At 53.7% G+C, this 25931-nt stretch carries 30 protein-coding genes and 2 pseudogenes; 15 read left to right on the forward strand and 17 right to left on the reverse strand.

Features of this window, described 5'->3' with window-relative positions:
- Positions 1-26: 26 nt before the first annotated feature.
- The 3 genes and pseudogenes from QMG90_RS19365 to QMG90_RS19375 all read left to right on the forward strand — a co-directional run.
- Positions 27-800, forward strand: a pseudogene (locus QMG90_RS19365) (RHS repeat-associated core domain-containing protein); the annotation flags it as partial.
- A gap of 64 nt (positions 801-864) precedes the next feature.
- Complete coding sequence (locus tag QMG90_RS19370) at positions 865-1821, forward strand: tetratricopeptide repeat protein (RefSeq protein WP_283281325.1); 957 nt, start codon at positions 865-867, stop codon at positions 1819-1821.
- Between the two features lie 309 nt (positions 1822-2130).
- A pseudogene (locus tag QMG90_RS19375) lies at positions 2131-2208 on the forward strand (hypothetical protein); the annotation flags it as partial.
- A gap of 95 nt (positions 2209-2303) precedes the next feature.
- On the opposite strand, the gene QMG90_RS19380 reads toward QMG90_RS19375, so the two are convergent.
- Complete coding sequence (locus tag QMG90_RS19380) at positions 2304-2510, reverse strand: DUF1107 domain-containing protein (RefSeq protein ID WP_003856054.1); 207 nt, start codon at positions 2508-2510, stop codon at positions 2304-2306.
- Between the two features lie 321 nt (positions 2511-2831).
- Here QMG90_RS19380 and QMG90_RS19385 point away from each other — a divergent pair, with 321 nt between their 5' ends.
- Positions 2832-3389 carry a YtfJ family protein gene (locus tag QMG90_RS19385; protein ID WP_283281326.1) on the forward strand — a complete coding sequence of 186 codons (558 nt, stop codon included), beginning with the start codon at positions 2832-2834 and terminating at the stop codon, positions 3387-3389.
- On the opposite strand, the gene cysQ is transcribed toward QMG90_RS19385, so the two are convergent.
- On the reverse strand, positions 3386-4126 hold the full coding sequence (gene cysQ / locus QMG90_RS19390; protein ID WP_283281328.1) for a 3'(2'),5'-bisphosphate nucleotidase CysQ: 741 nt from the start codon (positions 4124-4126) through the stop codon (positions 3386-3388). The genes QMG90_RS19385 and cysQ overlap by 4 nt on opposite strands.
- A 188-nt stretch (positions 4127-4314) precedes the next feature.
- Here cysQ and QMG90_RS19395 point away from each other — a divergent pair, with 188 nt between their 5' ends.
- Entirely contained in the window at positions 4315-6258 is a 1944-nt protein-coding gene (locus tag QMG90_RS19395; RefSeq protein ID WP_283281329.1) for a bifunctional 2',3'-cyclic-nucleotide 2'-phosphodiesterase/3'-nucleotidase, read from the forward strand.
- Between the two features lie 59 nt (positions 6259-6317).
- Here QMG90_RS19395 and QMG90_RS19400 read toward each other — a convergent pair whose 3' ends face one another.
- Positions 6318-6698: a winged helix-turn-helix transcriptional regulator gene (locus QMG90_RS19400; protein WP_283284009.1), complete on the reverse strand. Its 381-nt coding sequence runs from the start codon at positions 6696-6698 to the stop codon at positions 6318-6320.
- 89 nt (positions 6699-6787) lie between these two features.
- Here QMG90_RS19400 and QMG90_RS19405 point away from each other — a divergent pair, with 89 nt between their 5' ends.
- From QMG90_RS19405 to QMG90_RS19415, 3 genes are all read left to right on the forward strand, one after another.
- A complete protein-coding gene (locus QMG90_RS19405; RefSeq protein WP_283281330.1) occupies positions 6788-7636 on the forward strand; it encodes an SDR family oxidoreductase in 849 nt (282 codons plus the stop codon).
- Between the two features lie 80 nt (positions 7637-7716).
- The gene (locus QMG90_RS19410; RefSeq protein ID WP_283281332.1) at positions 7717-8541 is read left to right on the forward strand and encodes an AraC family transcriptional regulator; all 825 of its coding nucleotides are present in this window, start codon (positions 7717-7719) and stop codon (positions 8539-8541) included.
- 74 nt (positions 8542-8615) lie between these two features.
- Positions 8616-9584 (forward strand): DMT family transporter, encoded by a 969-nt coding sequence (locus QMG90_RS19415; protein WP_283281333.1) that lies wholly within the window; start codon positions 8616-8618, stop codon positions 9582-9584.
- Positions 9585-9587: 3 nt separating this feature from the next.
- Here QMG90_RS19415 and QMG90_RS19420 read toward each other — a convergent pair whose 3' ends face one another.
- A complete protein-coding gene (locus tag QMG90_RS19420) occupies positions 9588-11243 on the reverse strand; it encodes a methyl-accepting chemotaxis protein (protein ID WP_283281334.1) in 1656 nt (551 codons plus the stop codon).
- Positions 11244-11487: 244 nt separating this feature from the next.
- Here QMG90_RS19420 and ytfE point away from each other — a divergent pair, with 244 nt between their 5' ends.
- Entirely contained in the window at positions 11488-12150 is a 663-nt protein-coding gene (gene ytfE, locus QMG90_RS19425) for an iron-sulfur cluster repair protein YtfE (protein ID WP_283281336.1), read from the forward strand.
- A gap of 38 nt (positions 12151-12188) precedes the next feature.
- On the opposite strand, the gene cycA is transcribed toward ytfE, so the two are convergent.
- Both cycA and bamJ read right to left on the reverse strand, forming a co-directional pair.
- Positions 12189-13598 carry a D-serine/D-alanine/glycine transporter gene (cycA, locus tag QMG90_RS19430; protein WP_283281338.1) on the reverse strand — a complete coding sequence of 470 codons (1410 nt, stop codon included), beginning with the start codon at positions 13596-13598 and terminating at the stop codon, positions 12189-12191.
- Between the two features lie 301 nt (positions 13599-13899).
- Positions 13900-14520 carry a BamJ family beta-barrel-assembly machinery protein gene (bamJ, locus tag QMG90_RS19435; RefSeq protein ID WP_038156233.1) on the reverse strand — a complete coding sequence of 207 codons (621 nt, stop codon included), beginning with the start codon at positions 14518-14520 and terminating at the stop codon, positions 13900-13902.
- Positions 14521-14678: 158 nt separating this feature from the next.
- On the opposite strand from bamJ, the gene QMG90_RS19440 reads away from it, so the two are divergent.
- Positions 14679-15311 (forward strand): LysM-like peptidoglycan-binding domain-containing protein, encoded by a 633-nt coding sequence (locus tag QMG90_RS19440; protein ID WP_283281340.1) that lies wholly within the window; start codon positions 14679-14681, stop codon positions 15309-15311.
- Positions 15312-15418: 107 nt separating this feature from the next.
- Here the strand turns inward: QMG90_RS19440 and rplI are convergent, their stop codons facing one another.
- From rplI to rpsF, 4 genes are read right to left on the reverse strand one after another with little or no spacing between them, the layout of a single operon-like run.
- The gene (gene rplI, locus QMG90_RS19445; RefSeq protein ID WP_038156237.1) at positions 15419-15868 is read right to left on the reverse strand and encodes a 50S ribosomal protein L9; all 450 of its coding nucleotides are present in this window, start codon (positions 15866-15868) and stop codon (positions 15419-15421) included.
- Positions 15869-15909: 41 nt separating this feature from the next.
- Positions 15910-16137 carry a 30S ribosomal protein S18 gene (gene rpsR, locus QMG90_RS19450; RefSeq protein WP_000135199.1) on the reverse strand — a complete coding sequence of 76 codons (228 nt, stop codon included), beginning with the start codon at positions 16135-16137 and terminating at the stop codon, positions 15910-15912.
- Between the two features lie 4 nt (positions 16138-16141).
- Entirely contained in the window at positions 16142-16456 is a 315-nt protein-coding gene (priB, locus tag QMG90_RS19455) for a primosomal replication protein N (protein ID WP_038156243.1), read from the reverse strand.
- 5 nt (positions 16457-16461) lie between these two features.
- Complete coding sequence (gene rpsF, locus QMG90_RS19460; protein ID WP_283281343.1) at positions 16462-16857, reverse strand: 30S ribosomal protein S6; 396 nt, start codon at positions 16855-16857, stop codon at positions 16462-16464.
- 321 nt (positions 16858-17178) lie between these two features.
- Between rpsF and QMG90_RS19465 the strand changes: the two genes are divergently transcribed.
- A complete protein-coding gene (locus QMG90_RS19465; RefSeq protein WP_283281344.1) occupies positions 17179-17454 on the forward strand; it encodes a YdgH/BhsA/McbA family protein in 276 nt (91 codons plus the stop codon).
- A gap of 99 nt (positions 17455-17553) precedes the next feature.
- On the opposite strand, the gene QMG90_RS19470 is transcribed toward QMG90_RS19465, so the two are convergent.
- From QMG90_RS19470 to QMG90_RS19495, 6 genes are read right to left on the reverse strand one after another with little or no spacing between them, the layout of a single operon-like run.
- The gene (locus tag QMG90_RS19470) at positions 17554-18240 is read right to left on the reverse strand and encodes an L-ribulose-5-phosphate 4-epimerase (RefSeq protein WP_283284010.1); all 687 of its coding nucleotides are present in this window, start codon (positions 18238-18240) and stop codon (positions 17554-17556) included.
- Complete coding sequence (locus QMG90_RS19475) at positions 18240-19094, reverse strand: L-ribulose-5-phosphate 3-epimerase (protein WP_283281345.1); 855 nt, start codon at positions 19092-19094, stop codon at positions 18240-18242. The genes QMG90_RS19470 and QMG90_RS19475 overlap by 1 nt, the downstream gene beginning before the upstream one ends.
- A gap of 9 nt (positions 19095-19103) precedes the next feature.
- Positions 19104-19760, reverse strand: coding sequence for a 3-keto-L-gulonate-6-phosphate decarboxylase UlaD (locus QMG90_RS19480; RefSeq protein WP_283281346.1), 657 nt, complete (start codon positions 19758-19760; stop codon positions 19104-19106).
- A gap of 12 nt (positions 19761-19772) precedes the next feature.
- A complete protein-coding gene (gene ulaC, locus QMG90_RS19485; protein WP_283281347.1) occupies positions 19773-20240 on the reverse strand; it encodes a PTS ascorbate transporter subunit IIA in 468 nt (155 codons plus the stop codon).
- 9 nt (positions 20241-20249) lie between these two features.
- Positions 20250-20555: a PTS ascorbate transporter subunit IIB gene (gene ulaB / locus QMG90_RS19490; protein ID WP_283281348.1), complete on the reverse strand. Its 306-nt coding sequence runs from the start codon at positions 20553-20555 to the stop codon at positions 20250-20252.
- A gap of 12 nt (positions 20556-20567) precedes the next feature.
- On the reverse strand, positions 20568-21968 hold the full coding sequence (locus QMG90_RS19495; protein ID WP_283281350.1) for a PTS ascorbate-specific subunit IIBC: 1401 nt from the start codon (positions 21966-21968) through the stop codon (positions 20568-20570).
- Positions 21969-22335: 367 nt separating this feature from the next.
- On the opposite strand from QMG90_RS19495, the gene ulaG reads away from it, so the two are divergent.
- Entirely contained in the window at positions 22336-23400 is a 1065-nt protein-coding gene (gene ulaG / locus QMG90_RS19500; RefSeq protein ID WP_283281352.1) for an L-ascorbate 6-phosphate lactonase, read from the forward strand.
- Positions 23401-23505: 105 nt separating this feature from the next.
- Positions 23506-24261, forward strand: a complete 756-nt coding sequence (gene ulaR, locus QMG90_RS19505; RefSeq protein ID WP_054179653.1) for an HTH-type transcriptional regulator UlaR — start codon at positions 23506-23508, stop codon at positions 24259-24261.
- On the opposite strand, the gene yjfP is transcribed toward ulaR, so the two are convergent.
- Positions 24258-24986, reverse strand: coding sequence for an esterase (gene yjfP / locus QMG90_RS19510; protein WP_283281355.1), 729 nt, complete (start codon positions 24984-24986; stop codon positions 24258-24260). The genes ulaR and yjfP overlap by 4 nt on opposite strands.
- 206 nt (positions 24987-25192) lie before the next feature.
- Here yjfP and bsmA point away from each other — a divergent pair, with 206 nt between their 5' ends.
- Together bsmA and yjfN are read left to right on the forward strand one after the other, a co-directional pair.
- Positions 25193-25501, forward strand: coding sequence for a biofilm peroxide resistance protein BsmA (gene bsmA / locus QMG90_RS19515; protein WP_038156262.1), 309 nt, complete (start codon positions 25193-25195; stop codon positions 25499-25501).
- A gap of 130 nt (positions 25502-25631) precedes the next feature.
- Positions 25632-25919 (forward strand): DUF1471 family protease activator YjfN, encoded by a 288-nt coding sequence (gene yjfN, locus QMG90_RS19520; protein WP_283281356.1) that lies wholly within the window; start codon positions 25632-25634, stop codon positions 25917-25919.
- The last annotated feature ends 12 nt before the right edge of the window (positions 25920-25931 follow it).

Consider the following 25931-nt stretch of genomic DNA (forward strand, 5'->3'; position numbering starts at 1 on the left):
CGGACGTGACTTGCGCAGTGCGGCAGACGCCGGAACAGATACAAAACCAGATGGAGCCGGACTACATGCCGCAGAGAAAACTCCACCTGTATCACTGCGACCACCGCGGCCTGCCGCTGGCGTTGATACAGACCGACGGCGGAATCGCGTGGAGTGCAGAATACGATGAATGGGGCAACATGTTGCGGGAAGATAACCCGGATGATCTGGAGCAACTTATCCGTTTGCTAGGGCAACAGTACGATAAAGAGACGGGGCTGCACTATAACCGTCACCGGTATTATGACCCAACGCAGGGTCGGTATATTACTCAGGATCCTATCGGGTTGAAGGGGGGATGGAATCTGTACTTATATCTGCTAAATCCAGTGACAGGTATCGATCCGTTGGGATTATCAGGTTGGGATTCCATTGGGAATGGTGGTCTTAGGGAAATATGTCAACAGGCTGGTTCAGCAGTGGTTTATTTACCACAGGAAGAAGCTATGAGTACAATACATAACATGGAAAATATGCATAACGCATACAACCCACTATCTGAATATGTTTTCGGGATATCAGCAGGTTCAGCTATTGCTGGTTTAACCGGTACGAGTTTTGGTGTAGCGACTGTAGCAGAAAAGGGTTCTGCATGTATTAAAGATGTGGCTGAATCCATGATAAAAGATAGAGAAAGGGACCCAACTAATTTGGCATTAACTTGTGTAAAAAGCTTTATAAATGAAGGAAACTCAAGCTTTCAGGGAAAAGCATCCGGCTATCTTATAGACTCTCTTTTTTCTTATAAACAAAAGCAGTAAACACTGCCATTAACAATATAAATTAAAATCGAAATAGTTCTTAATAACAAAAGAGAGAGATGACATGAAAAAAAACCTATCAATAATAGCATCTATAATAATCATTATATCTGCAGTTATTATCACTTCTTTTTGCCATTCAGATAGCGATATGAAAAGATTGAACGAAAATAGCGAATTAATAGTTCTAAAAAAATTAGCAACGCAGGGTGATGTGAAAGCACAAACAGCATTAGGATTTGCTTATGGAAATGGTAATGGTACAGCACGCAATTACATAAAAGCGAAATATTGGTATGAAAAAGCAGCGCAGCAAGATTACGCACCGGCGCAATTCAACTTAGGCCTTTTATATGAAAATGGCTGGACTGGAAACAATGACTTTATATTAGCAAGAGAGTATTACCGCAAAGCGGCAAACCAAGGCTTTGTTAATGCTCAAATAAATTTGGCAACTCTTTTTATAAATGGCAAAGGAGGAGAAGTCGATTATTATCAAGCGAGGGAACTTTTTCTGAAAGCTGCCGAATCCAATAATCCTGTTGCCATGTATAATTTGGGTTATATTTATAATTATGGACTGGGACTCCATAGAGATGATGTTCAGGCTGTAAAGTGGTATAGTCAAGCAGCAGATCTTGGTTCAATGAGTGCAAGAAATTCGCTTGCTCTATTCTATGCAAAAGGTTTAGGCAATCTTCCAGTCGATAAAACCAAGGCGTTGAAGCTAATAAGTACTTCTGCCTGCCAGGGTTACTCGGTAGCCCAAAATAATTTAGGTATATTGTATTTCGATGGCACAGATGAATTACCAAAAGATTATCTGCAATCCTACGCTTGGTTTTCAGTGGCTTTTCATAATGGTTTTAAAGAAGCAGGAGATTTACGAAACATAATTATGAAAAAATTAAAGGGACAGGAAATTGAAAAAGCTAAAGAACTTTCTAACCAATATATTAAAAATTACGCTCCTTCGCTTAATATGGATGGTACAGATAAAGAGTGTGAGGACTTACAATAAAAGTTAGTGCCGTATCATTGCAATAAATCACTTTTAACTTGTGAGGTTAATGCCTTAAATCAAATATGGAATGATGGTGATTGTAGCTTTAGCGATACATATATCGCAACTGAGGTAGGGATTCTAACTGAAGGTCGAGGCTTGATAGCCACAACAGGTAGAAATATTGCTGGATATTCAATCAGCGATATGATTAAAGGAACACTCAAACAGCACAGGGTATTGTTTCAACAATACTTGGTTCAGTATTCGGCTATGGAACAGGAAAGAGTTTAGGGGCCGTAACTAATGGGACTGTCGCAACAGCAGGTGGTGGGGATCATCACCCTGAACGACGTGATGACCACGCTGATGGACGACCTGGTCGGTCAGGGACTGGAAGAGCAGAAGAAAGGCGCCGCGTAAGGCCACCGCTTAAACATTAACGGCTCCCTATGGGAGCCGTTTTTATTTTATAAACTACTGCATAGCACAGCTGCTGGTTACGCCATCTCCGTTTGCAGACGCATAACCTGACGGTTGACTTCAGACATCACAGAGAGATGCTGTTTGTCCTTCACCTTCGGGATAAGGATTTTGCCCTTATCAAATTCGAAAGCCCCAACGTCCTTGATGTACAACCGTCCACGGAACAGGATCTTCACGTACTTCGCCACCTGAAGCGGGTTGTAGCGTTGGAAAATTTTCATTCTTTTCTCTCCTGCAGTATTGCGCTCCTGTGGTACCACAATCGGTCCAACGTGTCGGTGCGCAAAATTTAAAGCTCTTGAACTATAGTTCATAACCGGGAAGTTACCCAGTATGTATAAGTTTATTTACCTTTTGATTACAGTAATTCAGAATTTTCGTTTCAGCCATACGCAGAAGGCAGTATAAGTCTTCGTTTTTTCTCATATATGTGCGTTCACCCACAAACTGGCATCGGGTTTGCGGGTAAAGCGGCAAAATCGCATTTATGATTACTGTTCGGACCAAGTGGTCGGATCACCTGCATAAAATAAGGAAACCCCATGACCCTACGTAAGCTGATGGCGCTTTCGTGCCTTTTACTGCCGCTGATGGCCTCCGCACATGATTTTCAGGAGGGGCAGCGCGTCCCGCCAGTGGGGATTGCTGACCGCGGTGAGCTCATACTTGATAAGGATCAGTTTAGCTATAAAACCTGGAATAGCGCGCAGTTGCCTGGAAAAGTGCGCGTGGTGCAGCACATCGCCGGTCGCACCTCGGCAAAAGAGAAAAATGCTGCGCTGATTGAAGCGATCAAAGCGGCGAAATTCCCTCACGATCGCTATCAAACCACCACTATCGTAAACACCGATGATGCGATCCCCGGCTCCGGCATGTTTGTGCGCAGCAGCCTCGAGAGCAATAAAAAGCTCTATCCGTGGTCGCAGTTTATCGTCGACAGCAATGGCGCCGCGCGTAAGGCCTGGCAACTGGATGAAGAGAGCTCGGCTATCGCGGTGCTGGATAAAGACGGTCGCGTGGCGTGGGCAAAAGACGGTGCGCTGACGCAGGATGAGGTGCAGCAGGTGATTGCCCTGCTGCACAAGCTGCTGAAAGATTAATAAATAGAGACTCTGAAGCCGGGGTTGAGGAACGATTCACGCGGGGTGTAATCCAGCGGTTTCCCTTGCCAGTCGTGAACGTGCGCCCCGGCGGCAGCGGCGACTGCGTGCCCGGCGGCAGTATCCCAGACATTGGTCGGCCCGAAGCGCGGGTACAGTTGCGCCTGCCCTTCCGCCACCAGGCAAAACTTCAGCGATGAACCAATCGACGTGGTCTGGTGATCGCCCAGTTGTTGCAAATATTCCTTCAGTTCGCCATCGGCGTGCGAGCGGCTGATCACCACCAGCGGCGGCCTGGCGTCACGCACCTGAATCTGCTTGCGCACGCCGCACTCTTCTTTCCATGCCTTGCCGTCGGCGGCGCTGTACATCATCTTCATCACCGGGGCATATACCACGCCTAACACCGCTTTCCCTTTATCAATCAACGCGATATTGACGGTAAATTCGCCATTGCGTTTGATAAATTCTTTGGTGCCATCAAGCGGATCGACCAGCCAGTAGCGCTGCCAGTGCTGACGCACGTCCCAGGCCGGAGGATCTTCTTCCGACAGCACCGGGATTTCCGGCGTCAGCGCCTGCAGCCCTTTCAGGATCACCGCGTGAGCCGCGATATCCGCCGCCGTCACCGGGGAGTCGTCCTGCTTGCTGGCGAGTTCCATCGGTTGTTTTCCGTCGTACACCTGCATAATGGCGTCGCCTGCCTCCCGTGCAAGCTGGCAAATTTTATCTAACATACCCACCTCTCGTGGTCGCGTTTGCGTTAACTCATTGTTTTAGTTATATCGTATCGCGGCGAAATCCGCTATCTGTGAGACGTTGCCAGTTTCCTGACTTTCTTTTATGGCAAGATTCACAGTTCTGTAAGCAACACGCTGTAATTACATTTATTTCTGCCGATCAGATCAACAAAAGGATGCCTCTGATGATTAAGTTTAGCGCAACGCTCCTGGCGACGCTGATTGCCGCCAGCGTACAGGCCGCCACCGTGGATCTCCGCATCATGGAAACCACGGATTTGCATAGCAATATGATGGACTTCGATTATTACAAAGACAGTGCGACGGAAAAATTCGGACTGGTACGTACTGCCAGCCTGATTAACGCCGCCCGTGGCGAAGTGAAAAACAGCGTGCTGGTGGATAACGGCGACTTAATTCAGGGCAGCCCGCTCGGCGATTACATGGCCGCAAAAGGACTGAAAAAGGGCGATGTCCATCCGGTTTATCAGGCGATGAACACGCTGGATTACGCCATCGGCAACCTCGGTAACCATGAATTCAATTACGGTCTCGACTACCTTCACAAGGCGCTGGCCGGCGCGAAATTCCCCTATGTGAACGCCAATATTATCGACGTAAAAACCGGTCAGCCGCTGTTCACGCCGTACCTGATCAAAGAGACGCCGGTGCAGGACAGTGACGGCAAAACGCAGACCCTGCGTATCGGCTACATCGGTTTTGTGCCGCCACAGATCATGACCTGGGATAAAGCCAATCTCGACGGTAAAGTGACGGTAAACGACATCACCGAAACGGCGCGCAAATACGTACCCGAGATGCGGGCGAAAGGCGCCGATCTGGTGGTGGTGGTCGCCCACTCAGGCCTCTCTGCCGATCCTTACCAGACGATGGCAGAAAACTCGTTGTACTACCTGAGCCGCGTTCCCGGCGTTGACGCCATTCTGTTTGGTCATGCGCATGCGGTATTCCCGGGAAAAGACTTCGCCAGCATCAAGGGCGTGGACGTCGATAAGGGGCTTTTGAACGGCATTCCGGCGGTGATGCCGGGTATGTGGGGCGATCACCTCGGGGTTGTCGATCTGGCGCTGAACAACGACAGCGGCAAATGGCAGGTGACGCAGGCGAAAGCCGAAGCGCGGCCGATTTACGACGCGGTGGGCAAGAAGTCACTGGCGGCAGAAGACGCTGACTTAGTGAAAATCCTCAAGCCTTCCCACGACGGCACCCGCGAGTTCGTCAGCAAACCGATCGGCAAAGCGGCCGACAACATGTACAGCTATCTGGCGCTGGTGCAGGACGATCCGACCGTGCAGGTGGTGAACATGGCGCAGAAGGCCTACGTCGAGCATTTCATTCAGGGCGATCCGGATCTGGCAAAACTGCCGGTGCTGTCGGCGGCGGCGCCGTTCAAAGTCGGCGGGCGTAAGAACGATCCCGCGAGCTTCGTCGAAGTCGAGAAAGGCCAGTTGACCTTCCGTAACGCGGCGGATCTTTATCTCTATCCGAACACGCTGATTGTGGTGAAAGCCAGCGGTAAAGAGGTGAAAGCGTGGCTGGAGTGCTCTGCCGGGCAGTTTAATCAGATAGACCCGACCAGCAGCAAGCCGCAATCACTGATTAACTGGGATGATTTCCGTACCTATAACTTCGACGTTATCGACGGGGTGAACTATCAGATTGATGTCACGCAGCCAGCCCGTTATGACGGCGAATGCCAGACCATCAACGCTAACGCTGAACGTATCAAAAACCTGACGTATAACGGAAAACCGATTGATCCGAACGCCACTTTCCTCGTCGCGACAAACAACTATCGTGCCTATGGCGGTAAATTCGCGGGTACCGGCGACAGCCATATCGCCTTTGCCTCGCCGGACGAAAACCGTTCCGTGCTGGCGGCATGGATTGGCGAGCAGTCGAAGAAAAACGGTGAAATCCACCCTGCAGCCGACAACAACTGGCGTCTGGCACCTGTCCACAGCAGCACGCCGCTGGATATCCGCTTTGAAACTTCGCCGTCGGCAAAAGCCGCCGCGTTTATCAAGGCAAACGCGCAATATCCAATGAAACAGGTCGCCACCGATGAGATCGGTTTTGCCGTTTATCAGCTGGATTTGAGCAAATAAGGCGTGTTGTGCCGGGTGGTGCTGACGCTTACCCGGCCTACCGTTTGTAGGCCGGGCAATCAGGCCGCACGGTCGTTCCGGTTTGCCAGTACCTGTGGCAAATTCACTTCGATCCAGTCTGCCAGCGCCGCGACTTTCTCGCTGATCTGCTCACCGAGCGGCGTCAGGCTATATTCAACATGGGGCGGCACGACAGGGTAAGAGACGCGGTCAACAAAACCATCCTGCTCCAGCGCCTGCAATGACTGCGCCAGCATCTTTTCGCTCACCCCACCCATTTTGCGCCGCAGATCGCTGAAGCGATGCGTGCCGTCGCGCAGGGCGACCAGAATCAACACGCCCCAGCGGCTGGTGACATGCTTCAGCACATCCCGCGACGGACACTGTTCGGCAAACAGGTTGCCGTCGCGCATCTGCTCGCTCAGGGTCGGCATGGTCATTTTCATACTTACCTTTTTGTACGTACTTACTAAAAGTTAGTTAAGGTGTTAGCGTAGCACAACACATGACGAACACGAAGGAGAAAACCATGATTGCTATTACCGGAGCGACCGGCCAACTGGGCCAGCTTGTGATCGCTGAACTGTTAACCCGCGTTGCCGCCAGCCAGATTGTGGCGATTGTCCGTAACCCGGCGAAAGCCGACGCCCTTCGCCAGCAGGGAATTGTCGTCCGCGAAGGCGATTATAACGATCCGGCGGCGCTGACAGCGGCGTTGCAGGGCGTTGATAAACTGCTGTTGATCTCATCCAGTGAAGTGGGCAAACGCGCTACGCAACACCGCAACGTGATTAACGCCGCCCGCACGGCAGGGGTGAAATTTATCGCCTACACCAGCCTGCTGCATGCGGATACCTCGCCGCTCGGTCTGCACATTGAACATGTCGATACGGAAAAACAGCTGGCGGCGTCTGGCATTCCGTATGCCTTGCTGCGCAACGGCTGGTATACCGAGAACTATCTGGCCAGCGCGCCGCCAGCAATAGAGCATGGTGTGTTTATCGGCGCGGCCGGAGACGGCAAAATCGCCTCAGCCACCCGCGCTGACTATGCCGCCGCCGCTGCCCGCGTCATCAGCGAGGACGGCCATGCCGGTAAAATCTATGAACTGGCCGGCGACAGCGCCTGGACGCTGAGCGAATTGGCTGCGGCACTCAGCAAACACAGCGGTAAACCGGTGACCTATCAGAACCTCAGCGAAGCCGATTTTGCCGCCGCGCTGAAAGGCGTTGGCCTGCCTGCGCCCCTCGCCGACATGCTGGCCGATTCCGACACCGGCGCTGCAAAGGGCGGTCTGTTTGATGACAGCCACACCCTGAGCCGCCTGATTGGCCGCCCGACCACGGCGCTTGAGAAAAGCATCGAACGCAGTCTGTAATTGTTAACAACTGGTTATTTTTTGTGGCGCTCCACCGGGTCATCTCTGATAATGGAAAAATGACCCGCGTGGAGGACACCGTGCAAGGCGTACCCGAACAATTTACCGATGAAACCGACAGCGCCCGCTTTCGCCATCTGGCGCAGGTGCCTGGCGTTGAGCTTTATCATGCCCATATCTCCCGCTACGCGTTTGAACCTCATACTCATGAAGCCTTTGGTATCGGCGCTATTGAGCTTGGCGCGGAGCGTTTTCGCTATCGCGGTACCCAGTACGTGGCGCCGGTTAATTCCGTGGTCACCATGAATCCCGACGAGCTGCACACCGGCGAGGCGGAAACGGCGGAGGGCTGGCGCTACCGGATGGTTTACCTGGAGCCGGATCTGCTCGAAGAGGTGACAGGCATCCGCCACTGGTGGTTCAGCGATGTCCTGCGCATGGACCCACCGCGCGCCCGGCAAATTGGCTCGCTGATTTATGCGATGTGGCATACCGACGATCCGCTGGCGCAAAAAGGGCTGCTGCTCGATCTGGTCGATACCTTTCGCCCCTTCGCCCGCCATGCGCCGCACGCGCAGGAAAGCGGTCACCGTTTCGACCGCGTGCGTGACTATCTGCACGACAACTATATGCACGCCGTTACACTGGATGAACTCGCGCAGGTGGTATCACTCAGCCCATATCATTTTCAGCGCCAGTTTAAGGCTCACTTCCACGTTACGCCCCACCAGATGCTGATGGCGATCCGCCTCTGGCGCGCGAAAAACTTTCTCACCCACGGTATGCCTGCCGCCGAAGTCGCCGCCGCAACAGGGCTGGTCGATCAATCGCATTTGACCCGCGCGTTCACCCGCCGCTACGGCATCACGCCTGTCCGCTACCAGAAACAGGTTGCCCGGCGCTGATGCGCAATCTCATACAATACGCCGCCCCCTTCCCTGCCTACACTTTGAGTTCAACAAACGCTAAGGGCTAAAAGATGATAAGCGGTGTACTGTACGCTCTGCTGGCAGGGTTAATGTGGGGATTAATTTTCGTCGGCCCGCTGATCGTGCCGGAATACCCGGCGGTGTTGCAGTCGATGGGGCGCTATCTGGCGCTGGGATTCATCGCCCTGCCTCTGGCGTGGCTGGGGCGCAGACGGCTAAAACAACTGACGCGCCAGGACTGGCTGACCGCGCTCGGCCTTACCATGATGGGCAATCTGATTTATTACCTGTGTCTCGCGAGCGCCATTCAGCGTGCCGGGGCACCGGTGTCGACGATGATTATCGGCACCCTGCCGGTGGTGATCCCGGTGTTTGCCAACCTGCTCTACAGCCGACGCGACGGTAAACTGCCGTGGTCACGCATGATCCCGGCGCTGGTCTGTATCGCCTTCGGCTTGCTGTGTGTGAATATCGCCGAATTGCGCTACGGGTTGCCTGATTTTAGTGGGTGGCGCTACGGTTCCGGGATCGGACTGGCGCTGATTTCGGTGGTCTGCTGGGCGTGGTATGCGCTGCGTAACGCGCGCTGGCTACGGGAAAATCCGGATAAGCATCCGATGATGTGGGCGACAGCGCAGGCGCTGGTGACGTTGCCGGTGTCGCTGGCGGGCTATCTCGCGGCCTGCGGCTGGCTGAGTGTGCAGGACGTGGCGTTCCCGCTGCCGTTTGGTCCGCGTCCGATGGTGTTTATCACCCTGATGCTGTCGATTGCAATTCTCTGTTCATGGGTGGGCGCACTGTGCTGGAATATCGCCAGTCAGCGGTTACCGACAGTGATCGTCGGGCCGCTGATTGTTTTCGAAACGCTGGCAGGACTGTTCTATACCTTTATGCTACGTCAGAGTATCCCGCCATTGCTCACGCTGAGCGGCATTTTGCTGCTGGTCATCGGCGTGGTGGTGGCTGTCAGAGCGAAACCGACACGCCCGGCAGTAACGCCAGTGACTGAGCAAGGGTAATCGTCAGAAGGTTTCCCAGTTGCCTTCTGCCGTCGCCAGCGCCGGAGCCGGTTTTTTTACCGACGGCGCAGGGCGGACTGGCGCGGTTTTTAACGCGTTACTGCGGGGGATTTTGAACACCGCAACGGTCTCGTTCAGACGCGCAGATTGTTCTTCCAGCGCAGCGGCCGCGGCAGCGGACTCTTCCACCAGCGAGGCGTTCTGCTGCGTCACGCGATCCATTTCGGCGATGGCCTGACCGACCTGATCAATGCCACGGCTCTGCTCGTCAGACGCAGAAGCGATTTCCGCCATGATGTCATTCACGCGCGTTACCGAGGTCACGATTTCCGCCATGGTTTCACCCGCTTCGTGAACCAGCCCGGAGCCGGTGCTGACGCGCTCAACCGAACTTTCAATCAGCCCTTTAATTTCTTTGGCCGCTTGCGCGCTGCGTTGCGCCAGCGTGCGGACTTCACCTGCCACCACCGCAAAGCCTCTGCCCTGTTCACCGGCGCGCGCGGCTTCGACCGCCGCGTTCAGTGCCAGAATGTTGGTCTGAAAGGCGATGCCGTCGATCACGCTGGTAATTTGCGAAATCTGCCCGGAACTGCGAGCAATTTCGTCCATCGTGCGCACCACGCCATCCACCACCTCACCGCCTTTCTGCGCGGTTTTTGAGGCGGTCAGCGCGAGGCCAGACGCCTGGCGGGCATTGTCGGCGTTTTGCTTCACGGTGGCCGTCAGTTGTTCCATGCTGGCGGCGGTCTCTTCCAGCGACGCAGCCTGCTGCTCGGTACGGGAAGAGAGATCGTTGCTGCCCGCGGAGATTTCACCTGCGCCGGTGTAAATGGTATCGGCACCTTCACGCACCGTAGTGACGGTTTTGGCCAGTGCCTGCTGCATGTCACGCACGTTACCCGCCAGCAGCGCCATTTCGTTACGGCCTTCGGCATCGATGGGGTGCGTCAGGTCGCCTGCGGCAATTGCGCGGATATGATCCATGACCTGATGCAGTGGTTTCAGCAGCACGCGCTGCATCGCCACCCAGCTCGCCACAATCACCACGACAACGACCACCATAATAGTCGCGAGGATCCACAGAATATGCGAATAGTCGTCGTTATTGTCCTTGATACCGGCTTCGCTCAGTTGTGTCTGCATGGCGCGCCATTCACGGTAAGTCTTCTGCATCGCCTGTTGTTTCTGTTCGGCGTTCTCTTTAAACATGTCCTCCAGCTTGCCCTGATCCAGCAGGACGTTCATGCGGGCGAGCGTGGCGGAATAGATGCCGTATTGCGTTTCCAGATTTTCCGTCAGGTTTTTGTCGATCCCTGGGGTATTTGGTAGCTCGTGGTAGCGGTCGTAATGGCCTTTGGCTTCCGCCAGCAGAGTGTTGGTTGTTTTCACCAGTTCGCTCAACTGGCCGCCGTTAATTTGGGTTCCCATGCTGCTTTGCAGGCGCAGCATCCCACGGTTGAGGGTGACGCGCGCCTGGTTGAGGCTGATCCAGGCATCGGTAAATGCAGCGACGTTCTGGCTGGAGAGCTGGGCGACGCTGAAATTGTGTTTATCGTTATTGAGCGCCTTAATAAAAATCCCCGCAGAAAAGAGTTGCATTGCGCCGAGCACAAGCAGCACCGAAATCAGCAGGGTGATGACTTTTATACGTTTAAACATGAGTAGCCTTTTTTTTATGTGCAGGTAATGAGCACTATCTATCGGCAGCCGTTTACGGTTATTTAACGCCCTTTCGTTCAGAAGAATTGCCAGATGGCAATTTTTCAATACGGGTCAGGATCTTAACGCGCAAAAAAATTTTTGTGACAGGAGTCGCAAAATCCTGCCCCTCAAAAGGGGTATAGCGTTATCTTAAAGATGCATTTAATATGCACTTTATATTATTAATGATGAGGTAACTGCTATGGCCTTCCGTGACCAACCTTTAGGTGAGCTGGCGCTCTCTATTCCACGCGCCTCTGCGTTGTTCCGTAAATACGATATGGATTACTGCTGTGGTGGCAAGCAGACGCTCGAGCGTGCCGCGACCCGTAAGGCGCTGGATCTCGATGCCATCGAAGCAGAGCTGGCAACTCTGGCTGAACAGCCGGTGGAAAAAGACTGGCGCGCCGCGCCGCTTGGCGAAATCATCAATCACATCATCGCGCGTTACCACGATCGCCATCGCGAACAGCTTCCTGAGCTGATTCTGCAGGCCACTAAAGTGGAACGCGTTCACGCCGACAAACCCACTGTGCCGCGCGGTCTGGCGAAATACCTGACCATGCTGCATCAGGAGCTTTCCAGCCACATGATGAAAGAGGAGCAGATCCTGTTCCCGATGATTAAACAAGGTATGGGAAGTCAGGCGATGGGGCCCATCAGCGTGATGGAAAGCGAGCATGATGACGCGGGTGAACTGCTGGAAGTGATTAAGCACGCCACCAATAACGTCACCCCGCCGCCGGAAGCGTGCACCACATGGAAAGCAATGTACAACGGCATTAACGAGATGATTGATGATCTGATGGAGCACATCAGTCTGGAAAATAACGTGCTGTTCCCGCGTGCATTAAACGGAGAGTAATACCATTGCCCGGTAGCACTGTGCTACCGGGCAAACAATTAACGCAGACCTGCCATCCGTTTCTTACCGATAAACAGCCAGCCCAGCCCCAGCGCGATAAACCACAGCGGTGTCACGATCAGCGCCTGGCGGGTGTCATCTTCCAGCGTCAACAGCACGATGACGAAGACGAAGAACGCCATGCACACCCAGCACATCACTTTACCCAGCGGCATCTTGTAGATTGATTTCTCATGCAGTTGCGGACGCTGTTTGCGGTACACCAGGTACGAGCAAAGGATAATCGTCCAGACGAACATGAACAGGATCGCCGACACGGTGGTGATCATGGTGAAGGCAGTAATTACACTCGGGTTAACGTACAGCATCACCACGCCGCCCAGCAGGCAGATACAGGAGAAGGTCAACCCTTTCGCCGGTACCGCGCGCTTAGACAGTTTGGCAAAGGCTCTCGGCGCCACGCCGTCCTGCGCCAGACCGAACAGCATACGGCTGGTAGAGAACACGCCACTGTTGGCCGAAGAGGCCGCAGACGTCAGCACCACGAAGTTGATGATACTGGCCGCAGCCGGGAGACCGACCAGCACGAACAGCTCAACGAACGGGCTCTTGTCCGGTACCACTGAGCTCCACGGAGTGACTGACATAATAACGATCAGCGCAAACACGTAGAACATGATGATACGAATGGGAATGGAGTTGATGGCGCGCGGCAGGGATTTCTCCGGATCTTTAGTTTCTGCCGCCGTGGTACCCACCAGTTCGATACCGACGAAAGCAAACACCGCTATCTGGAAGCCCGCAAAGAAACCGCTAAGCCCTTTCGGGAACCAGCCGCCGTCATTCCACAGATGAGCAAATGAGGCTTCAACCCCGGTTGGTGACTGGAAGTGCGTCAGCACCATCACCAGACCCACGATAATCAGCGCCACGATGGCGACGATTTTGATCATCGCAAACCAGAACTCCATCTCGCCGAACATTTTTACCGTGGCGAGGTTCAGGCTCAGCAGCAGAACCACTACCGCCAGCGATGCCACCCAGTCGGAGAGCCCGGGGAACCAGAATTGCGCGTACGCCGTGATGGCGACAACGTCGGCCATACCGGTGACAACCCAGCAGAACCAGTAGGTCCAGCCGGTGAAATAACCCGCCCAGGGGCCAAGCAGATCGGCCGCGAAATCGCTAAAGGATTTGTACTCGAGATTCGACAGCAGCAGTTCGCCCATCGCTCGCATGACGAAAAACAGCATGAAGCCGATGATCATATAGACAAAAATGATCGATGGCCCGGCAAGACTGATGGTTTTCCCGGAACCCATAAACAGTCCGGTACCGATGGCGCCGCCGATGGCGATAAGCTGGATATGACGGTTAGTAAGATTTCGCCGTAGCGATTGTTCAGCCGGATCCTGCTCTTCAGCAGCGACTTTAACCTGATCTACCATGTGATTTTCTTCCTGTGTTCCTGTTGTGTTGTGCTGGCTCTGCGGCCTTTTATGTTCTGGCCCCTGTGCAGGGATTTATCGATATTAGGTAAGAATCGGCGGGTTGAATACCTGGAAATGAATTAAATGTTAATTTTATGTTTAAAGTGAGTGTTATATCACTCTTAAAACGCGAATTACTTCACAATAAAACGCACAAAAGCGATATTGATAGCATTAAATTTCAATAAATGGATAACTTGAGGATTTTGCTCTGTTTTTGATCATCCTCTCCCCGAATGAGGAGAGGATTCGTCCTGCCTTACAGAATTTCCAGCAGCTCGACGTCAAACACCAGCGTGCTGAACGGCGGAATGGACGCACCTGCGCCACGCTCGCCATACGCGAGGTTATGCGGGATAGTCAGTTCCCACTTCGAACCTACCGGCATCAGAGTCAGCGCTTCAATCCAGCCAGCGATAACGCCGTTTACCGGAAATTCGGCCGGTTCGCCGCGGGCAACGGAGCTGTCAAAGACGGTACCGTCGATAAGCTTACCGGTATAGTGAACGCGAACGCGGTCGGTACGCGCCGGAATAGCGCCCTCGCCCTGGTTAATCACGCGGAATTGCAGACCGGATTCGGTGCTGTTCACACCCTCTTTCTCACGGTTTTCTTCGAGGTATTTCACACCATCGGCGGCCATCGCTTCAAAACGCTCACGGCGAACGGCATCGGCACGTTCGTGGATTTCACGCAGCGCACGATGCACCACATCAACCGGAACCTGCGGCTGTTTGCCTTCCAGCGCGTCGGCGATACCCGCTACCAGTGCTTCCGGCAGAAGCCCCTGCAAACCGGATTCGCTAAGCTGTTGTCCTACCTGTAAGCCAATACCGTAACTTGCCTGCGCTTCAATCGTGTCAAAAGTCGGGGTTGCCATCGTCTTTCCTTTCATCGGGTATAAAGTAGCGGGCAGCATAGCAGCCATGCCGTTTCGGGTAAAACTTTGTGTAACGTGAAGATAGTAAATGTGGCCCCGAGAAAATTATGTATATACTGAGGGCACAGGAACCTGGAACGCGGAGCAGGAGGAAAGCCATGCCCGGGCGAAACCCGTTACAACAGACGTTGCTGAAAATCTGGCACGCACCGGATGACATTCGTCTGATGGATCCGCTGCCGCCGCTGCACCGCCGCGGTATTATCATCGGTGCTCTGTTGGTGGTCATTGGCGTACTGCTTCCATCAGGGGATGACAACCCATCCTCGCCGCCTGTAACGCGCGACGCGCAGTTAACTATCCCGTCCTCATCCCAACCGCAAAACACGCAACCGCAACTGGTGACCCCGTCAGCCAACGATCCGCAGCAGGTGGCACCTGTCGCGCCGGAACCGGTGCAGGAAGACGATCCACAAGCGCAGGCACAAACACCACCGCCTTCGTCGCAAGCGACACCGGGCATCGAGCAGCAATGGCGCTCGTATCGCGTGGAGTCAGGGAAAACCCTCGCCCAGGTGTTCCGCGACCATAATCTGCCGCCGACCGATGTCTACGCGATGGCGAAAGTGGAAGGCAACGGCAAGCCACTGAGCAACCTGCAAAGCGGGCAGATGATCCAGATCCGGCAGAATGCTAACGGTGTGGTGACCGGGCTAACGATCGATACCGGAAACAACCAGCAGGTGCTGTTTACCCGTCAGTCCGATGGCAGCTTTATTCGCGCACGATAAACGACACCGCTCCGGTAGCGTAGGCCAGACCAATAAAGAAAGGTCTGACGCAGAAAAGCAAAACGCCGGCACAAGGCCGGCGTTTCGATATTGATGCGAGTAATGAATTACTCAGCAACAACGTTTACAACCAGTTTAGCAAACACTTCGCTGTGAACCTGGAAGTTCACTTCGTGCTCACCAGTAGTACGCAGAACGCCGTTCGGCAGACGAACTTCGCTCTTAGCCACTTCAACGCCAGCTGCAGAAACAGCGTCAGCGATGTCGCGAGTACCAATGGAACCGAACAGTTTACCTTCGTCGCCTGCTTTAGACGCGATGGTTACGCTGCCCAGCGCGTTGATTTTCTCAGCGCGAGCATTAGCAGCCGCCAGAACGTCAGCCAGTTTAGCTTCCAGTTCAGCGCGACGTGCTTCGAAATATTCAACGTTTTTCTTGGTTGCCGGGACAGCTTTGCCCTGCGGTACCAGGTAGTTACGAGCGTAGCCCGCTTTAACGTTAACCTGATCACCCAGGCTGCCCAGGTTTGCTACTTTATCAAGCAGAATAACTTGCATTACCTTATCCTCTCAAAGTCGTATTAATGGACCGTGACCGATTACTGATGACGATCAGTGTACGGCAGCAGGGACAGGTAGCGAGCGCGTTTGATAGCGCGTGCCAGCTGACGCTGATATTTTGCACGGGTACCGGTGATACGGCTCGGGACAATCTTACCGCTTTCGGTGATGTAGTTTTTCAGCGTAGCGATATCTTTATAGTCGATCTCTTGAACGCCTTCCGCGGTGAAACGGCAGAACTTGCGACGACGGAAATAACGTGCCATTTGGCTAGTCTCCAGAATCTATCAATTCAATCTGCTCGGCATGCAGAACCATTTTGCTCAGGCCGTTCTTTGCCTTGTGGCAACTGATGAACCCCTGAACGGTGACTGCGCTACCGACCGTTATACTGTGAGTAATGGCCTGGTTGTCGTGTCCGCTAATAATAACGGGCATCTGGCACCACGCCTGCCGGTGAAAACCGGCTTCCTCCTGGACAGAACGATGCTCAAGCACGAACTGGCAGTGAGGAATTCCTGATGGGCTGACCTTACGAAGTGGCGTCCTGCACACGGTACCGGACAACACCAGACGATTGGTCATCAGGATTACTCTTCAGAATCCCCAGCATCTGCATCATCTGCGGTTTCGTTGGCGAAATCATCGCGACGCTCACGGCGCTCGTCTTTCGCTTTAACCATCGGAGATGCTTCGGTAACAGCGTGTTTAGTACGCATTACCATGCTACGGATAACGGCATCGTTGAAGCGGAAGCTTGTTTCCAGCTCATCGATCACTTCCTGCGGCGCTTCAACGTTCAGCAGAACGTAGTGCGCTTTGTGCAGTTTGTTGATCGGGTAAGCCAGCTGACGGCGGCCCCAGTCTTCCAGACGGTGGATCTTGCCTTCTGCACCAGTGATTGCACCAGTGTAGCGCTCGATCATGCCCGGAACCTGTTCGCTCTGGTCAGGATGGACCATAAAAACGATTTCGTAATGACGCATCGAATTGCTCCTTACGGATTATTCAGCCTCCTGTCTGGGTCAGCCGCGGCCCATGGAGGCAAGGAACGTGATTAAAGGGCGGCTGAAAAATTGACGCGTCATTCTACTTGCGGTGCCCGGTAAAGACAAGGTGATTGTCTAAATAATTCGCACAAAGCGAGAAGCGGGTTTAAGTCGGTGATTTAAAATTAATCAGTAACGGATGCGGCATTTTTTTGAACAACTGCATCAGAAATGGTCGCTATTTAACCTGCGTGGAGGCATTACACTTACATCATACCCCATCCGGCAAGAAAGGAGAGGGTGTAAGGAGTAGACATTATGAAACGCATCGCACTGGCTGTACTGGCTGCGTTATTGCTTAACGTGAATGCGATGGCAGCCGTGAAAATTACCGGCTCACAAGCCAAAAATATGGATGATGTGCAGAGCTTAGGCGTTATTTACATTAATCATAACCTCGCCACTGAAAGTGAAGCGGATCAAGCCCTTAAAGAAGAGAGTGACGCGCGAGGCGCAAGGTATTTCTACCCGATTCTGCTGCATGAACCGGAGAGTAATGGCCTTATCCACGCCAGCGCCGAAATTTACCGCTAGCACCAGGAATATCCCAACGAGAAGTTAACCATCCCCTTTATTTTTGCCCCCATGTCCGGGGGCTTTTTTTTGGTATTTACCACAGGCACCACAGACCGCTTATTTTTGACCGTAATACGCATCCGGCCCATGCTTACGCTGGAAATGTTTATGCATGAGTGCCGGATCAATCGCGTTCAGTAACGGATTAATCCCGCGCGCAATCCACGCCATCTTCGCCACCTCTTCCATGACGACGGCGTTATGGACAGCGTCGTGGGCATCTTTTCCCCAGGCAAAAGGCCCGTGCTGATATACCACGACACCCGGGGTATGCAGCGGTTCACGTTCGCCGAGCGTTTCTATTATCACCGTGCCGGTATGCAGCTCATACTCTTCGGCGATCTCTTGTTCGCTGAGCGCGCGGGTGCAGGGAATATCACCGCAGAAGTAATCGGCATGCGTAGTCCCCAGCGCGGGAATGGCGAGCCCGGCTTGCGCCCAGGCTGTAGCGTGTGTTGAGTGGGTATGCACCACTGCGCCGATCGTCGAAAAACGGCGATACAACGCCAGATGCGTGGCGGTATCGGACGACGGGCGCCATTTACCTTCAATGACCCTGCCGTCCAGATCCGTCACCACCATGTCGTCAACCGTCATGGTGTCGTAAGCCACGCCGCTGGGCTTGATCACCACCCGGCGACGCTCGCGATCGATAGCACTGACGTTGCCCCAGGTGAAGGTCACCAGCCCGTAGCGCGGCAAATCCATATTAGCCTCAAAGACTTGCTGTTTAAGCTGCTGCATCATGCGGCCTCTCCCAGTCCGGCGCGAGCCATACATTCACGCACCCAGTCGCGGGCTTTAACCACTTCGGCGACGGGATCGTCTGCGGTTTCGCTCCACATTTCAATCAGATAAGGGCCGCAATAGCCGCTCTGTTTGAGTGTGCGGAAACAAGCCTCGAAATCCACCACCCCGCTGCCAAACGGCACGTTTTTAAAGACGCCCGGCCGGGTATCTTTAACATGTACCGCCACGATGTGCCCCATACCGGCCTGCAGTTCCATCTGCACGTCGTTATCCCACGCCGATAAATTACCGATATCAGGATAGAGCTGAAACCACGGGTTATTCAGATAGTGCGCGTAGCCCAGCGCTTTGCTGATGGAGTTCATCAACGGGTAATCCATGATTTCCATCGCCAGTGTCACCTGCGCCCGGCTGGCCATGTCGACGCTCTCCCTGAGCCCGTTGCGAAAACGGCGACGCGTTTCGTCATTGGCCTGCTGGTAATAAACGTCATACCCCGCCAGTTGGATCACGCGGATGCCAACATCCTGCGCAAAGTGAATGGCTTTTTGCATGATCGCCAGCCCCTGTGCGCGAACGTGGTTATCTTCGCTGCCGAGCGGGAAACGGCGGTGCGCGCTTAAGCACATCGATGACACCCGCACGCCGGTTTCGGCAATCGCTTTTACCAGCGCCAGCTTTTGTTCCGCCGTCCAGTCAAGGCGCGCCAGCCGTTCATCAGTTTCATCCACCGACATTTCAACAAAATCAAACCCCAGTGATTTCGCCAGCCGCAGCCGTTCCAGCCAGCATTCCCCGGCAGGGAGCGCTTTTTCATAGATGCCGAGCGGCACCGGATTCACCGTCATAACCGCTCCTTAACCCCATAACTGGGCGATAGCGCGTTTAAACTGGCGCGCAGCTTCCACCGGGCTTGCGGCGTCGCGGATGCTGCGACCGGCAATAAAGACGTGAACAGGAATGCCTTTGAACAGCGGCAGATCCTCCAGCGCCAGGCCGCCAGTGACGGTCACTTTAAAGCCCATCTCTGCCAGTCGTTTAATCGCCGTAATATCGGCTTCACCCCATGCGACGCCGGCTGCTTGAGCATCACGGCTGCGGTGATAAACCACCTGGGCGATGCCGGCATCGCGCCACGTCTGCGCCTGTTCCCAGGTCCAGTAGCCGGTCAGTTCGATCTGCACATCGCCATTGAACGCTTTAGCCACCTCCAGCGCGCCTTTGGCGGTATTAATGTCTGCGCAGCAGATCACCGTGACCCAGTCGGCCTGCGCTTCAAAGCACATACGGGAAAGGATTTTTCCGGCATCGGCGATTTTGGCATCCGCCAGCACGATTTTATGCGGATAGAGCGCCTTCAGGTCGCGCACGGCGCGTACGCCTTCGCCAACACATAAAATGGTGCCGACCTCAATGATATCGACCTCTTCAGCAATCAGGCGCGTGGTGGCGTAGGCATCGGCCAGCGTCTGGTTATCCAGCGCCACCTGAAGCATCGGTAATGAATGAGACATGTGTTTTCCCTCTTAAATAGCCGCTGCGGTGGCGCGGTCGATTAAATCCAGTACGTCCTGCTCGCTGCGGCAGGCGCGAAGTCGGTCAAAATTGGCATCATCTTCAAATAAATTAACGATCTGCATGATGCCTTCTTCCTGATGGCTTCTGGCGTCAACCGCCGCCAGGGTGATCAGGATATCGACCGGGTCGTTATCCTCATGGTTAAACACCATGGGGGTTTTCAGGGTCACCAGCGCAAAGCCGTTCTTTTTCACCCCTTCTTCCGGGCGGCCGTGCGGCATAGCCAGCCCCGGCGCGATGACGAAATACGGGCCGAAACGTTCGACGCCATCAAGAATGGCCTGGTAATAACGCGGCTCGACGACCTCCGCGTCCACCAGCAAATCAACGCCGATTTTCACCGCCGCTTGCCAGCTATCGGCTTCGGCCTGCAGCCGAATGGAATGGTTCTCCGCCAGCGAATCACGTAATGTCATGGCATGTCCTTATTTCATGTCCTTCGGGAAATGCGCACCGATCACTTCCATCAGCTTTGGTCCGAAATCCGCAGCGGAGAGCATGTTGCGCACGCCCACTACATACTTATTGCCTGACACACTGATTTCGCTGGCCACATGGGTCGAGGCGATAATAATGTCCGCGCCGCTCAGCTCGCTTTTGTACTCCCCTACCGCACAGCTGTTGACGGTGTGGTCAACGCCCTGCTGCGTCAGGAACTGATCGACTTTCATTTTCATGATCATGGAACTGCCCTGCCCACAACCACAGACGGCAAGAATACGTACGGTCATAATCGGAACTCCTTATTGCGCAGAGTGTTCTGCCAGTTGTTTTTCTGCGTCCTCTTCGGCGCGCAGCGCGCGACCCGCGAAGAACATGTAAACCAGGGCGATGAGGATCATGACGGACATAAACGCCAGTCCGACGGACGCCAGCCCCTGCATCATCGGCGGCGCCAGAATCGACCAGTCCGCCATGCCCATCCAGGCGCTCATACCGGTGAGTTTCACCGCCCAGACGCAGCCAAAGATTTCAATCACGCCCATCACCAGACAAATTTTCAGCGCCGCCCGCCAGCCGCCAAAGTGATTGGCAAAGACACCAATGGTGGCGTTGGAAAAGAACATCGGGATAAAACCGGGGATAATCAGAATGGAAGAGCCGCAGGCAATCAGAATGCCGACCGCAATCAGCTGACCGATGGTTCCCCACATGAACCCCCACACCACGGCATTCGGCGCAAAGCTGTAAATGGCGGCACAGTCAATCGCCAGCACTGCGCCCGGGATCAGACGCTGAGAAATCCCGTTAAACGCTTCCGAAAGCTCGGCCACAAACATGCGAACACCCTGTACGATGATGAAAATCGCCACCGCAAACTGGAAACCGGTTTGCAGGATGTATATCGTCCAGTGGGTTTTCCCGGCCATCGCCTGCACCGTGCTCGTTCCGAACGAAAGCAGAATCGCGCCGAAAAAGAGCGTCATGACGATCGCCGTGGAGACGATGTTGTCGTGGAAGATGTTCAGCCAGCCAGGCAGTTTGAGATCTTCAACGCTCTCCTCTTTTTTACCGAGGTACGGTGCCAGCTTATACGCCAGCCAGGAGGCGAACTGTTGCTGATGGCCGATGGAAAAGCCGCAGCCTTCCGTCACGTCCTGCGTGGGTTTGTACATCATGTTGGAGGTAATGCCCCAGTACAGCGAGACCAGTACCGCGGTGCAGATGATGGTGGTCCACATCGGGTAGCCGAGGATGTAAAAAAACACGGCGATAAGCCCGGCCTGCTGGAACATGATGTGGCCCGTCAGCATGATGGTGCGGATCCCCGTCACCCGGCGCAGCAGCACGTAAACGATGTTTAACGCCAGCGCCAGCAATACGGCGTACCCGACCCAACTGTAGGCTTCCCCCATTCGCTCGATAGTCGCCATCATCGAGGCGTAGGTATCCGAGATGGCGCCGTTGATGCCGTACACGTCGGACATTTTCGCCACGACCGGTTTGAAGGTACTGGTCAGGATGCCGGACCCCGCCTGCAGCAGCATAAAACCGATGATCGTTTTGATCGTTCCCTTGATGATGACGCTGACGCTTTTGCGCAGCAGGATGTAGCCCAGGCACGTCACGATACCCAGCAGCAGCGGGGCGTTGGTCATTACCTGGTTAAAGAACACGGTAAAGATGTCGTAAAGGATCTCCATAACGCTCTCCATAAGGGGACAACGCCGGACGGATGACCCGCCCGGTTTCGTTTGTGTCCACACTCTAATAATCAAAAGTAATCACAACAAGATTAAATTTGATTAAATGTGATTCGCGCCGCAATTTATTTCCTCGCGTTTCATACGGGTTTGCGGCGAGGCTATATTTCCAGAGAAAATGAATGACAACTTGTTGATTAAATTATAATTATAAATAAATTCAATGTATTACTCTTACGTATCAGCAGCCTGAGCATAGATGCAAAAGAGGCGAAACCGGTTATTGCATTCAGGTAAAAACAATGTCAGGATAAATCAAATTCAATCATTTTATGATTCAAATTGATTAAACATGAAGGAAGAGACGATGAGTAAAGTGAACACCATCACCCGTGAATCCTGGATTTTGAACACCTTTCCGGAGTGGGGAAGCTGGCTAAATGAGGAAATCGAGCAGGAACAGGTAGCGGCAGGCACTTTCGCCATGTGGTGGCTAGGCTGCACCGGGATCTGGTTGAAATCAGAGGGCGGAACCAACGTCTGTGTCGATTTCTGGTGTGGCACCGGCAAGCAAAGTCACGGCAATCCATTGATGAAAAATGGCCATCAGATGCAGCGCATGGCGGGAGTAAAAAAACTGCAGCCTAACCTTCGCACGACGCCGTTTGTGCTTGATCCATTCGCTATCCGTCAGATCGACGCTGTGCTGGCCACCCATGATCACAACGATCATATCGATGTGAATGTCGCCGCCGCCGTAATGCAAAACTGTGCGGATGATGTTCCCTTCATTGGGCCGCAAACCTGTGTGGATCTGTGGACTGGCTGGGGCGTACCGGCATCGCGCTGTATCGTCGTCAAACCCGGCGATGTGGTAAAAATCAAAGACATCGAAATCCATGCGCTGGATGCGTTTGACCGTACCGCGCTGATAACGTTACCCGCTGACCAGAAAGCGGCGGGCGTATTACCGGATGGCATGGATCAACGCGCCGTTAACTACCTGTTCAAAACCCCTGGCGGCACGCTCTATCACAGTGGGGATTCTCACTACTCAAACTACTACGCGAAACACGGCAACGATCACCAGATTGATGTTGCGCTCGGCTCCTACGGTGAAAACCCGCGCGGCATTACCGACAAAATGACCAGCGCCGATATCCTGCGGATGGCGGAAGCGCTGAATACTCACGTGGTGATCCCTTTCCATCACGATATCTGGTCAAACTTTCAGGCCGATCCACAAGAGATCCGCGTGCTGTGGGAAATGAAGAAAGATCGGCTGCAATATGGTTTTAAGCCGTTTATCTGGCAGGTAGGCGGTAAGTTTACCTGGCCGCTGGATAAAGACCGGTTCGAATACCATTACCCGCGCGGATTTGACGACTGCTTTAGCCAGGAGCCGGATCTGCCGTTTAAATCATTCCTGTAAACTGTCGGGCGGGAGGCTTTTCGCTTCCCGCGCCACACGAAATCTTAGTAATTTCATGCCGTTTCAAATATCATCTTTATCCATCATTTTTTATCGGATCAGCTCATGACGGAAGCACAACGACATCAAATCCTGCTGGAATTACTGGCGCAAACGGGCTTCGTCACGGTCGAGCAGGTGATTGCCCGGCTGGGGATTTCACCGGCAACGGCGCGCCGGGATATCAATAAGCTGGATGAAAGCGGTAAGCTGAAAAAAGTGCGCAACGGTGCGGAAGCCATGAACCAGCCGCGCCCACGCTGGACGCCGCTGAATATTCATCAGGCGCAGAATCACGATGAAAAAGTGCGCATTGCCAGAGCCGCCTCACAACTGGTGACGCCCGGTGAAAGCGTGGTGATTAATTGTGGTTCAACGGCGTTTCTGCTCGGGCGGGAAATCTGCGGCAAGCCGGTGCAGATCATCACCAACTATCTGCCGCTGGCGAATTACCTTATTGATCAGGAACATGACAGCGTGATCATCATGGGCGGCCAGTACAATAAAAGCCACGCCATCACGCTGAGCCCGCAGGGGAGTGAAAACAGCCTCTATGCCGGGCACTGGATGTTCACCAGCGGCAAAGGGCTGACCACCGAAGGGTTATATAAAACCGACATGCTGACAGCGATGGCCGAGCAGAAAATGCTCAATGTGGTGGGCAAACTGGTGGTGCTGGTCGACAGCAGTAAAGTGGGCGAACGCGCCGGCATGCTGTTCAGCCGTGCCGACGAAATCGATATCGTGATCACCGGTAAACAGGCCGATGCGGAAATCCTGAAAAAACTGGACGCGCAGGGTGTTAAGGTGATCCTCGTTTAGAGGTGCTTTTTGAAGAAATCCACCGCACACGCCAGGGCTTCCGGGGTAATGCGATGACGAACGTTGGCCTGCCAGGCGCAGGTCAACCGGGTGTCCAGCCCCTGCCGGATAAGCGCCTGTTGCAACCGGAACGACTCTGCCGCCGGAACGACATCATCCTCTTCGCCATGCCATAACAACAGCGGTCGGTTCGCCAGCGACTCCAGATGAAGGCTGACGTCCCACTCTGCCAGTTGCTGCTGCGCTTGTGGCGTCCAGCCATCAGTGGAAGGAAACAGCGTTCGGGACAGGCTGCTGAAATACCCCGAGCCCATCAGGCTGGCGACACAAGCAACGTCAGGATGGTGTGTCATAATGCCCAGTGCCGTCATGCCGCCCATTGAAGCACCGGCCACCGCCAGACGGCCTTCACTCACCCAACCTTCCGCCACCAGGGCATCACGCAACGCCGGAAACTCGTGAAAGTTTTGCATCAGGATCGGCCAGAAGCGCGCCATTCGGCCCTGCTCATCACCGTTGAACCGCGCGCCATGTTCAGCGGCATCCGGCATGATGACGCGAAACCCCGCCTGTGCCAGCGCAACGGCAAAATAGCTGTACACCAGTTTTGATGACGTAAAACCGTGATAAAACACCACGCAAGGAAGCGCATCCGTTGCTGCATCTTTCGGATAAGCATGAAAAATTTCGCCGCCAGCGAGGGTGCGTGTTTCAAGTTCGATCATTTATCATTTCCTTCTTTTATGCTGGTATGCCACGCGAAGTGATATTCCGCAAGCATCGGGCGAAAGGAATGATTCATAATGTTGCGATGTGGATTACGCTTTCGCGACGTTTTCATTCGAAAATCGCGTTTGAGATAACACTTCGGGAACATTCCCCCAAATGGGAATAAATTACCCACTACACTAAGACTATCAGGAAACGAGATATGGCTATGCGACGGTTTGCGCCCTTGATGCTGGCAGTATTACTGAGTGGTTGTACCCTGCTTGAAGGCACACCCGAACCACCTCCACCACTATCCGATCATCCGCAGGAAATCCGCCGTAATCAGACGGAGGGTTTGCAGCGAATGGGTACCGTGAGCGCGCTGGTTCATGGTTCGCCGATGGACGTTGAAGCGGCCATCAAAGAGAAAGTCGTTGCAGCCAAAGCGGATTACTACGTCATTGTAATGATTGACGATACGCAGTTCCCGGGTCAGTGGTATTCACAGGCCATTTTGTATCGTAAATGACATTCAGAATCTTTTCAGTCGCTTTACATGGCTTTGCGCCTCTTCACGTTTCCTGGGACATAATGCGCAGTATCTGATAAGGAGAAGCGCCTGCGATGGAATGCCCTGGTTTACCGCAGGGTAAAGTGAAATGGAGCTGACGATGAAACGATCAATGGCCTTATCCCCGTTCCTGCTTTGCGCAGGAATGAATACCACCTTCGCGCAATCTGCAGAGTTTGCCAGCGCGGATTGTGTCACCGGGTTAAATGAAATTGGACTGATCTCCGTCAACAGTATTTTTGGTAGTCAACAGGATGTTGAACGTGTTATTGCGTCCAAGGCAGACGAACAGGGTGCATCCTGGTACCGCATCATCCAGATGTACGAAGACCAGCAGCCCGACAACTGGCGCGTAAAAGCGATCCTGTACGCCTGATATTTCGGGCAG

This window comes from Trabulsiella odontotermitis (assembly GCF_030053895.1).
GTDB lineage: Bacteria > Pseudomonadota > Gammaproteobacteria > Enterobacterales > Enterobacteriaceae > Trabulsiella > Trabulsiella odontotermitis_C.

What these genes read in the sequence shown, in the direction of transcription:
- ulaG (WP_283281352.1), top strand. Translation starts at nt 22,336, where the DNA reads ATGAGTAAAGTGAACACCATCACCCGTGAATCCTGGATTTTGAACACC.
- QMG90_RS19405 (WP_283281330.1), top strand. Translation starts at nt 6,788, where the DNA reads ATGATTGCTATTACCGGAGCGACCGGCCAACTGGGCCAGCTTGTGATC.
- bamJ (WP_038156233.1), bottom strand. Translation starts at nt 14,520, where the DNA reads ATGGCAACCCCGACTTTTGACACGATTGAAGCGCAGGCAAGTTACGGT.
- cycA (WP_283281338.1), bottom strand. Translation starts at nt 13,598, where the DNA reads ATGGTAGATCAGGTTAAAGTCGCTGCTGAAGAGCAGGATCCGGCTGAA.
- QMG90_RS19395 (WP_283281329.1), top strand. Translation starts at nt 4,315, where the DNA reads ATGATTAAGTTTAGCGCAACGCTCCTGGCGACGCTGATTGCCGCCAGC.
- QMG90_RS19420 (WP_283281334.1), bottom strand. Translation starts at nt 11,243, where the DNA reads ATGTTTAAACGTATAAAAGTCATCACCCTGCTGATTTCGGTGCTGCTT.
- rpsR (WP_000135199.1), bottom strand. Translation starts at nt 16,137, where the DNA reads ATGGCACGTTATTTCCGTCGTCGCAAGTTCTGCCGTTTCACCGCGGAA.
- QMG90_RS19440 (WP_283281340.1), top strand. Translation starts at nt 14,679, where the DNA reads ATGCCCGGGCGAAACCCGTTACAACAGACGTTGCTGAAAATCTGGCAC.
- rpsF (WP_283281343.1), bottom strand. Translation starts at nt 16,857, where the DNA reads ATGCGTCATTACGAAATCGTTTTTATGGTCCATCCTGACCAGAGCGAA.
- QMG90_RS19415 (WP_283281333.1), top strand. Translation starts at nt 8,616, where the DNA reads ATGATAAGCGGTGTACTGTACGCTCTGCTGGCAGGGTTAATGTGGGGA.
- rplI (WP_038156237.1), bottom strand. Translation starts at nt 15,868, where the DNA reads ATGCAAGTTATTCTGCTTGATAAAGTAGCAAACCTGGGCAGCCTGGGT.
- ulaC (WP_283281347.1), bottom strand. Translation starts at nt 20,240, where the DNA reads ATGACATTACGTGATTCGCTGGCGGAGAACCATTCCATTCGGCTGCAG.
- QMG90_RS19385 (WP_283281326.1), top strand. Translation starts at nt 2,832, where the DNA reads ATGACCCTACGTAAGCTGATGGCGCTTTCGTGCCTTTTACTGCCGCTG.
- ytfE (WP_283281336.1), top strand. Translation starts at nt 11,488, where the DNA reads ATGGCCTTCCGTGACCAACCTTTAGGTGAGCTGGCGCTCTCTATTCCA.
- ulaR (WP_054179653.1), top strand. Translation starts at nt 23,506, where the DNA reads ATGACGGAAGCACAACGACATCAAATCCTGCTGGAATTACTGGCGCAA.
- yjfP (WP_283281355.1), bottom strand. Translation starts at nt 24,986, where the DNA reads ATGATCGAACTTGAAACACGCACCCTCGCTGGCGGCGAAATTTTTCAT.
- bsmA (WP_038156262.1), top strand. Translation starts at nt 25,193, where the DNA reads ATGGCTATGCGACGGTTTGCGCCCTTGATGCTGGCAGTATTACTGAGT.
- yjfN (WP_283281356.1), top strand. Translation starts at nt 25,632, where the DNA reads ATGGAGCTGACGATGAAACGATCAATGGCCTTATCCCCGTTCCTGCTT.
- QMG90_RS19470 (WP_283284010.1), bottom strand. Translation starts at nt 18,240, where the DNA reads ATGCAGCAGCTTAAACAGCAAGTCTTTGAGGCTAATATGGATTTGCCG.
- QMG90_RS19400 (WP_283284009.1), bottom strand. Translation starts at nt 6,698, where the DNA reads ATGACCATGCCGACCCTGAGCGAGCAGATGCGCGACGGCAACCTGTTT.
- ulaB (WP_283281348.1), bottom strand. Translation starts at nt 20,555, where the DNA reads ATGACCGTACGTATTCTTGCCGTCTGTGGTTGTGGGCAGGGCAGTTCC.
- QMG90_RS19380 (WP_003856054.1), bottom strand. Translation starts at nt 2,510, where the DNA reads ATGAAAATTTTCCAACGCTACAACCCGCTTCAGGTGGCGAAGTACGTG.
- QMG90_RS19495 (WP_283281350.1), bottom strand. Translation starts at nt 21,968, where the DNA reads ATGGAGATCCTTTACGACATCTTTACCGTGTTCTTTAACCAGGTAATG.
- QMG90_RS19480 (WP_283281346.1), bottom strand. Translation starts at nt 19,760, where the DNA reads ATGTCTCATTCATTACCGATGCTTCAGGTGGCGCTGGATAACCAGACG.
- QMG90_RS19465 (WP_283281344.1), top strand. Translation starts at nt 17,179, where the DNA reads ATGAAACGCATCGCACTGGCTGTACTGGCTGCGTTATTGCTTAACGTG.
- QMG90_RS19370 (WP_283281325.1), top strand. Translation starts at nt 865, where the DNA reads ATGAAAAAAAACCTATCAATAATAGCATCTATAATAATCATTATATCT.
- cysQ (WP_283281328.1), bottom strand. Translation starts at nt 4,126, where the DNA reads ATGTTAGATAAAATTTGCCAGCTTGCACGGGAGGCAGGCGACGCCATT.
- QMG90_RS19475 (WP_283281345.1), bottom strand. Translation starts at nt 19,094, where the DNA reads ATGACGGTGAATCCGGTGCCGCTCGGCATCTATGAAAAAGCGCTCCCT.
- priB (WP_038156243.1), bottom strand. Translation starts at nt 16,456, where the DNA reads ATGACCAATCGTCTGGTGTTGTCCGGTACCGTGTGCAGGACGCCACTT.